Source organism: Sphaerotilus sp., assembly GCF_041083715.1.
Classification (GTDB): Bacteria; Pseudomonadota; Gammaproteobacteria; order Burkholderiales; family Burkholderiaceae_C; genus Sphaerotilus.
This window is the reverse complement of the sequence record NZ_JBFPGY010000252.1, coordinates 1-8,024: the sequence shown is the minus strand read 5'-3', so window position 1 is coordinate 8,024 and position 8,024 is coordinate 1. Positions and strand designations below refer to the sequence as shown.

The window sequence follows — 8,024 nt, the reverse complement described above, 5'->3', positions numbered from 1 at the left end:
GCCCGGTAGAGCCGGTCCTTGAGCACCAGATCGCTGATCGATGCGGCCAGGACTGCGCCGCTCAGGTAGCCAGCGTAGTTCACCGCGGCGAGCCAGCCCGCTTCGGCAACGCCCAGCCCAGCCTGCTGCTGCATCAGCGGCAGCAGCGGCGTGTAGGCGAATCGCGCGATGCCGAGCACCAGGATCAGGCTCGACAGACCGGCCATGAACACCCGCAGGCGGGTGGCATCGTGGGAATGGGGTGTCATGGCCCCGACCATACTGCACCCGGCCGGCGGCGGCCCGCACCCGCGCGACACCCTCGGCGGGCGGAGCCACCCGACCCCCTCACGCCAGGTCGAAGCGGTCCAGGTTCATCACCTTGCTCCAGGCCGCCACGAAGTCGCGCACGAACACGCCTTGGGCATCGCGGCTGGCATAGACCTCCGCGACCGCCCGGAGCTGGGCGTTCGAGCCGAAGACCAGATCGACGACCGTGCCCGTCCACTTCAGCGCCCCCGTGGCCCGGTCGCGCCCTTCGAGCACACCGCCGGCCGTGGCGGACTGCTGCCACTGCGTGCCCATGTCGAGCAGGTGGACGAAGAAGTCGTTCGTCAGCGTCTCGGGACGCTCGGTGAACACGCCGTGCGGGGTGTGCCCGGCGTTGGCGTTCAGCACGCGCAGGCCGCCGACCAGCACCGTCATCTCCGGAGCGGTCAGGGTCAGCAGCTGGGCCTTGTCGATCAGCCGCTCGGCCGCCGAGCCCTCCAGCCCCGGGTGCACATGGTTGCGGAACCCGTCGGCCACGGGCTCCAGCACGGCGAACGCGGCCACATCGGTCTGTTCCTGCGTGGCATCGGTGCGGCCCGGCGCGAAGGGCACGGTCACGTCGTGGCCCGCCCGCTTCGCCGCCGCCTCGACCGCCGCGCAGCCGCCCAGCACGACCAGGTCGGCCAGCGAGACCCGCTTGCCCCCGGTCTGCGCACGGTTGAAGGCGGCCTGCACCGCCTCCAGTGCGCGCAACACCTGCGCCAGTTCGACCGGCTGGTTGACAGCCCAGTCCTTCTGCGGCGCCAGGCGGATGCGCGCCCCGTTGGCACCGCCGCGCTTGTCGCTGCCACGGAAGGTGGCCGCCGACGCCCAGGCCGTCGTGACCAGCTGAGGGATCGACAACCCGCTGGCCAGCAGCTGCGCCTTCAGCGTGGCGACATCCTGTGCGTCGATCAGCGCGTGGTCCACGGCGGGCACCGGGTCTTGCCACAGCAGCGTCTCCTTGGGCACCAGCGGGCCGAGGTAACGCGACACCGGCCCCATGTCACGGTGCGTCAGCTTGAACCAGGCACGGGCGAACGCGTCCGCGAACTGGTCCGGGTGCGCCAGGAACCGCCGCGAGATCGCCTCGTAGGCCGGGTCGAAGCGCAGCGACAGGTCGGTGGTCAGCATGGCCGGCGCGTGGCGTTGGCCGGGATCGTGCGCGTCCGGCACCGTGCCAGCGCCGGCGCCCTGCTTCGGCGTCCACTGGTGCGCGCCGGCCGGACTCTTCGTCAGTTCCCACTCGAAGCCGAACAGGTTCTCGAAGTAGTTGTTGCTCCACCGGGTCGGCGTCGTGGTCCAGGTGACTTCCAGACCACTGCTGATCGTGTCGCCGCCCTTGCCGGCACCGAAGGTGCTGGCCCAGCCGAAACCCTGCGCCTCGATGCCGGCGGCTTCCGGCTCGGAGCCGACGTGCTGCACGTCGCCCGCGCCGTGGGTCTTGCCGAAGGTGTGCCCGCCGGCGATGAGCGCCACCGTCTCCTCGTCGTCCATCGCCATGCGGGCGAAGGTTTCGCGGATGTCGCGCGCAGCGGCCAGCGGATCCGGGTGGCCGTTCGGGCCTTCCGGGTTCACGTAGATCAGGCCCATCTGCACGGCGGCGAGCGGGTTCTCCAGCGCACGGTCGCCGGAGTAGCGCTGGTCACCCAGCCACGTCTTCTCGGCGCCCCAGTAGACATCCTCTTCGGGTTCCCAGATGTCTTCGCGCCCACCGGCGAAGCCGAAGGTCTTGAACCCCATCGATTCCAGCGCCACGTTGCCGGCCAGGATCATCAGGTCGGCCCACGAGAGTTGTCGGCCGTACTTCTGCTTGATCGGCCAGAGCAGGCGCCGCGCCTTGTCGAGGTTGACGTTGTCCGGCCAGCTGTTGAGCGGCGCAAAGCGCTGGTTGCCCGTGCCAGCGCCGCCGCGGCCGTCGTGGATGCGGTAGGTGCCAGCGCTGTGCCAGGCCATGCGGATGAACAGCGGGCCGTAGTGGCCGAAATCGGCCGGCCACCAGTCCTGCGAGTCGGTCATCAGGGCGTGGAGATCCCGGATGACGGCCTCCAGGTCCAGCCGCCGGAACGCCTCGGCGTAGTCGAAGGTGGTGCCCAGAGGATCGGACTTCGGGGAGTGCTGGTGCAGGACCTGGAGCTTGAGCTGGTGGGGCCACCAGCCGGCGTTGGACGGCGCTCCGGCCGTCACCTGCGGCTGTGCGTGGAACGGGCACTTGGATTCTGCGGACATGGGACTCTCCTTCACAGATGGCGTCTAGATGGGCGTCTGGATGATGGACCCACTGTAGGAGTTCAGGCAGGCCTTGATCCATTTGCCTTTTGTAATCCTGGTGATAGGGTCTGACAGGTTCGAGGCGGCTGCCCGGCCTAGCCCATCCAGGCGTCACCCAGCACCTTCGCCTGCTGCAGCACCAGCTCCACCGCCGCGTCCTGCTGGTCCGGCGGGTATTTGTACTTGCGCAGGATGCGCTTGACCATCAGCCGCAGCTTCGCCTGCACGCTCTCGCGCTCGGACCAGTCCACGGTGAGGTTCTTGCGCAGGTTCTCGGTCAGTTCGTGGGCGATCTTCTTCAGCGTCTCGTCGGCGAGTTCCTTCACCGCCGATTCGTTGTTCGCCAGCGCGTCGTAGAAGCGGACCTCGTCCTCGCTCAACCCGAGCTGTTCCCCGCGGCCGGCGGCAACCCGGAACTTCTTCGCCATCTCGACCAGCTCGCTCATCACCTGCGCGGCTTCGATCGAGCGGTTCTGGTAGCGCTTGACCACATCGGCCAGCAGGTCCGAGAACTTCTTGTTCTGCACCACGTTGCCGGCGAAGCGCGCCTTGATCTCGCCTTCCAGCAGCCGCTCCAGCAGTTCCACCGCCAGATTGCGCTCGGGCAGGTTGCAGACCTCGGCGAGAAACGCATCGTCGAGGATGCCGATGTTCGGCTTGTCCAGCCCCACCGCGTCGAAGATGTCCACCACCTCGTCGGACACCACCGCCGCGCTGATGATCTGGTGGATCGCCAGCTCCCGGGCCTCGTCGGTCTTCTTCTGCTGGCTGAGTTCGCGCTTGGTCAGCAGCACCTTCACCGCCTGGAAGAACGCCACCTCTTCGCGCACCACCTTGGCCTCGTCCAGCGTGCAGCACAGCGTGAACGCCTTGCCCATCGCCAGCGCGGTGTCGGCGAAGCGCTTCTTGCCGTCCTTCAGACCGAGCACGAAGTTGGCCGCGCCCGCCAGCGCCTTGTGGCCGGCGGTCAGGAAGTCGCTGTAATCGAAGCCATGCCCCGGGCTGGTGTGGTTCGTGCCGGCCAGCATGCCGCGCAGGATGTCGAGCTTCTCGGCCAGCACGCTGTACGCCTCGTGCGCGTCCACGGTCGGCCGGCCGCGGCCCTGGCTGCTGGTGTACTCCTTCAGCGCCGCCTTCAGCTCGTTGGAGATGCCGATGTAGTCCACCACCAGCCCGCCCTGCTTGTCCTTGAACACGCGGTTCACGCGGGCAATGGCCTGCATCAGGTTGTGGCCCTTCATCGGCTTGTCGATGTAGAGCGTGTGCAGGCACGGCGCGTCGAACCCGGTCAGCCACATGTCGCGCACGATCACCAGCCGCAGCGGATCGGCCGGATCCTTGAAGCGCTTTTCCAGCCGCTTCTTGACCTGCGCGCTGTAGAGGTGGGGCCGCAGCAGCGCCTTGTCGCTGGCCGAGCCGGTCATCACGATCTTGAGGGCGCCCTGTTCGGGGTCGGCGTCGTGCCAATCGGGGCGCAGTTTCACGATCTCGTCGTAGAGGTGGACGCAGATGTCCCGGCTCATCGCCACCACCATCGCCTTGCCGGACTGCGCCTTGGCGCGCTCCTCGAAGTGCGCCACCAGATCGGCCGCCACGCGGGCCACGCGCGGCTCGGCACCAACCACTTTTTCCAGCGCGGCCCAGCGGCTCTTCAGCTTGGCCTGCTGGCTCTCTTCCTCGTCCTCGGCGAGTTCGTCCACCTCGTCGTCGATGGTGGCCATCTCGTCCGACTGGAGGCCTAGCTTGGCGAGGCGGCTCTCGTAGTAGATCGCCACCGTCGCGCCGTCCTCCTTGGCCTGCTGCATGTCGTAGACGCTGATGTAGTCGCCAAAGACCGCGCGGGTGTCGCGGTCGGTGCTGGACACGGGCGTGCCGGTGAAGGCGACGAAGGTGGCGTTGGGCAGCGCGTCGCGCAGGTGCTGGGCGTAGCCGACCTGGTAGCGCTCCAACGGGCGCTCATGGGGAAGGTCCAGGCCACTCGCGGGGGGCACGAACTCGGCTTTGTAGGTCGGCGCCTCGCCGGTGCCGGTGGTCAGCAGCGTCGTGGCGTGGCTGGTTTTCGGTGACTTGAGCGCCTTGACGGTCTTCAGCCTGGCCTCGAAACCGTACTGCGTGCGGTGCGCCTCGTCGGCGATGACGACGATGTTGCGGCGCGCCGAGAGCGTCGGGAACACGTCCTCGTCCTCGCCGGGCATGAACTTCTGGACCGTGGCGAAGACGATGCCGCCCGAGGGGCGGTTGGCCAGCAGCGTGCGCAGTTCCTGCCGGGTGGTCGCCTGCACCGGCCGTTCGCGCAGCAGATCCTGCGCCAGCGAGAACACGCCGAAGAGCTGGCCGTCCAGGTCGTTGCGGTCGGTGATGACGACGATGGTGGGGTTCTCCATCTGCGGCGCCTGCATCACGCGGGCGGCGAAGCAGGTCATGGTGATGCTCTTGCCGCTGCCCTGGGTGTGCCAGACCACGCCGCCCTTGCCGCGGGTGCGCTCGTCGCCGTCCGGGCATGACGCGGCGATCACCTGCGTGATGGCCGCGCGCACCGCGTGGAACTGGTGGTAGCCGGCGATCTTCTTCACCAGCCGGCCGTCGTCCTCGAACAGCACGAAGTAGCGCAGGTAGTCGAGCAGGTACGCCGGGGCGAGCGCGCCGCGCACCAGCGTCTGCAACTCGTTGAACTGGCCGAGCGGGTCGAGCGCCACGCCGTCGATGGTGCGCCACGCCATGAAGCGCTCGGCGTCGGCGGAGAGCGAACCGAGCAGCGCCTCGGTGCCGTCCGAGATCACCAGCACCTCGTTGTACTGGAAGGCGTCGGGGATCTGGTCCTGGTAGGTCTGGAGCTGCTGGAGGGCTTTCCACACGTCGGCGTTCAGGTCGGCCGGGTTCTTCAGCTCGATCATCACCAGCGGCAGGCCATTGACGAACAGCACGATGTCGGGGCGGCGGGTGTGGCGCGGGCCGGTGATGGAACACTGGTTGACCGCCAGCCACGCGTTGCGCGTGGGGTCGGACCAGTCGATCAGCCGCACGAAGTCGCCGCGGGTTTCGCCGCCGCGCTGGTATTGCACGGGTACGCCAGTGACCAGCAGGCGGTGGAAGTGGCGGTTGGCGGCGAGCAGCGACGGGGTGCCGAGGTCGAGCACTTGCTGTAGGGCGTCGTCGCGGGCGGTGGGCGGGACGGTCGGGTTCAGCGTGTCGATGGCGCGGCGCAGGCGGCGCAGCAGGACGACCTGGCGGTAGTGGTCACGCTCGGGGGTGACGCCTTCCGGGGCGAGGTCGGGGCCGTAGGCGTGCGTGTAGCCCACGTCGGTGAGCCAGGCGAGGGTTTCTTGTTCGAGTTGGTCTTCGGTCATGGCAAGAAACTTCTCATGAGGGGTTCGTCATGCAAAGAAAATGCTGGGAATTTCTCATGACAGGGTTCTCATGTTGAAGGCTTGCACATGAGCCTTCCACCCTGTCAGCGCGACAGGGCGTCGAAGAAGGCGTCGTTGATGAAGTAGTTCTCGCGCCACACGGCCTGTTCGCGCAGCAACCCGGCCGCCACCAGGGCGCGCAGGTACTTGGTGCAGGTGGGGCGCGAACCCAGCCCGGCCTGCTCCAGAAAACGCACCTTGCAGTAGGGATGGCGGAACACGACCTCCAGGATGCCGGGCACCTGCACCTTGGGCAGCACCTTTTCGGCCTCCAGACTGGCCGACTGCATCAAGGCCATCACCGCCTGGATGCGCTGGCGGGTCATCTGTGCCATCTGCTCGACGCCGCGCAGCATGTAGAGCACCCAGGGCTCCCACTCGCTGCGTTCGGTCACGCCGGTCAGACCCCGGTAGTAGTCGCCCTTGTGGTCGATGATGTAGCGCGAGAGGTACAGGATGGGCACGTCCAGCAGCCCCTCGGCCTGCAACTGCAGGATGTTGAGGATGCGGCCGACGCGGCCGTTGCCATCCGGAAAGGGATGGATGGCTTCGAACTGGTAGTGGGCCACCGCCATGCGCACCAGCGGGTCAAGGTCGGAGGGCTCGTTGATGAAGCGTTCCAGGTCGGCCAGCTTGTCGCGAATCACGGCCTCGCCCTCGGGCGGGCTGTAGATCACCTCGCCGGTCGTCGGATTGGCCAGCCGGGTGCCGGGCAGACGGCGCACGCCGTCATTGGCCTGCTTGACCTCCTGGTAGAGCGATTCGAACAAGCGCGTGGTCAGCGGCATGCCTTGCTTGACCCACTGGTGGCCTTGCCACAGCGCATCCTTGTAGCGCAGCACTTCCTTGGTCTGCGAACTGGCGCCCTCGCCGTCGTTGGCAAAACCACGGTACAGGTCGTCGTGGGTGGTCACGACGTTTTCGATTTCGGAAGACAGCTTGGCTTCCTGCAGGCCGATGGCCTGAATCAGCACGCCTTGATTGGGCAGCAGGTGGGCGGCGCCCTTGAGTTCGGCCAAGGCTGTGCGGGCGGCAATCACCTGCTTGAGCACCGCCTTGGTTTCCAGCTCGGTGGCTGGGGGCAGCAAGGGCAGGCCGTTGTAGGGCTGCAGGCGGTCAAACGGCATCGGTGGCCTTCGGGTGCCAAGCAGGTTCTTCACTGGCGTTCTCGTGATTCACTGGCTTGGGCTCGGCATCGCTGACCAGTCGGCCATTGAGCGAATACCAGTTCGGAATGCCCAGTTCGCGGTTGCGGGCCTGGGCCTCGCGCACCGCCTGGTTGCCGATGCGCACCAGAGGGGCGGACCAGTGTTCAGTCTTCGGAGGATGGATCTTCATGGTCGTCTGTGGGCAGGAAGGATTGAAAGGTGGTCCACATCTGGTCGTCGTACATGTCCCAGGCATCCCCTTGGGCCTCGGCGACCACCGAGAACGACTCGCCGCCATTGAACACCAGCAGTGTCTGGTGGGCCAGCGGGCGGTACTGCTGCCAGAACACCGGGACGACACGGGTAAAGCGTCGGCGCACGTCGTCCTCGGGCACGTCGTGGCCGCCTTGTGCGACACGTTCGGCGATGCGCCGCAGGCACAGGTCGGCGCTGTCCAGAAAGACCAGGACCACGGTGATCAGGTAGCCCGATCCTCGCGCCTTGGCCGGTGTTCATGCAATGGCCTCGGCGAGGGCTTCATCGGCTTCGGGCAGGCGCAGTTGGCCGGAGATCAGGCGCGGGAGCAGGGTGTCGCGCAAGGTGGCGAGGGTTTGAGCTTGCTGCTCATTTGAGAAAATCCGCGACTGAACAGGCGCTATTAAACGGTCAAACTCCACCATAACCAGATTATTTGGCTTGACTATTTGGAGTCGCTTCAAGTCGGCCACAGTCACATGACCAAGACCGGTCGTTTGCTTATTTCTCGCCAATTCGGAGAAAACAGGCCGCAAGTGCCCAGTGCTTTCAAGGTGACCTCGATCGGCTGAAAGCGGAATGCAGTACCGACCCGAACAGCACGGCAAGATGAGCCAGACTGGAGGGCATGACGATAGAGCTGAACCCGATCGTG

General features: G+C 66.8%; 7 protein-coding genes and 2 pseudogenes. All 9 read right to left on the bottom strand.

The window, feature by feature from the left end; translation table 11 throughout:
- The coding region (locus AB3X43_RS11175; RefSeq protein WP_369429921.1) for a YbfB/YjiJ family MFS transporter at positions 1 to 248 on the bottom strand (248 nt) is incomplete at its 3' end.
- 79 nt (positions 249 to 327) lie between these two features.
- Entirely contained in the window at positions 328 to 2,517 is a 2,190-nt protein-coding gene (gene katG / locus AB3X43_RS11170) for a catalase/peroxidase HPI (RefSeq protein ID WP_369429920.1), read from the bottom strand.
- A 137-nt stretch (positions 2,518 to 2,654) separates the two neighbouring features.
- Positions 2,655 to 3,656, bottom strand: a pseudogene (locus AB3X43_RS19565) (DUF3387 domain-containing protein); the annotation flags it as partial.
- A gap of 18 nt (positions 3,657 to 3,674) precedes the next feature.
- A pseudogene (locus tag AB3X43_RS11165) lies at positions 3,675 to 5,906 on the bottom strand (type I restriction endonuclease subunit R); the annotation flags it as partial.
- 104 nt (positions 5,907 to 6,010) lie between these two features.
- A complete protein-coding gene (locus AB3X43_RS11160) occupies positions 6,011 to 7,093 on the bottom strand; it encodes a Fic family protein (protein WP_369429918.1) in 1,083 nt (360 codons plus the stop codon).
- Entirely contained in the window at positions 7,083 to 7,259 is a 177-nt protein-coding gene (locus AB3X43_RS11155) for a hypothetical protein (RefSeq protein ID WP_369429917.1), read from the bottom strand. The genes AB3X43_RS11160 and AB3X43_RS11155 overlap by 11 nt, the downstream gene beginning before the upstream one ends.
- A 19-nt stretch (positions 7,260 to 7,278) precedes the next feature.
- Positions 7,279 to 7,587, bottom strand: a complete 309-nt coding sequence (locus AB3X43_RS11150; protein WP_369429916.1) for a hypothetical protein — start codon at positions 7,585 to 7,587, stop codon at positions 7,279 to 7,281.
- A gap of 39 nt (positions 7,588 to 7,626) precedes the next feature.
- Positions 7,627 to 7,833 carry a restriction endonuclease subunit S domain-containing protein gene (locus AB3X43_RS11145; RefSeq protein ID WP_369429915.1) on the bottom strand — a complete coding sequence of 69 codons (207 nt, stop codon included), beginning with the start codon at positions 7,831 to 7,833 and terminating at the stop codon, positions 7,627 to 7,629.
- A gap of 11 nt (positions 7,834 to 7,844) precedes the next feature.
- On the bottom strand, positions 7,845 to 8,024 hold a 180-nt coding region (locus tag AB3X43_RS11140), incomplete at its 5' end, for a hypothetical protein (RefSeq protein WP_369429914.1).

Excerpts from the sequence above, each read along its gene's own strand:
- katG (WP_369429920.1), bottom strand. The coding sequence starts at position 2,517 with ATGTCCGCAGAATCCAAGTGCCCGTTCCACGCACAGCCGCAGGTGACG.
- AB3X43_RS11160 (WP_369429918.1), bottom strand. The coding sequence starts at position 7,093 with ATGCCGTTTGACCGCCTGCAGCCCTACAACGGCCTGCCCTTGCTGCCC.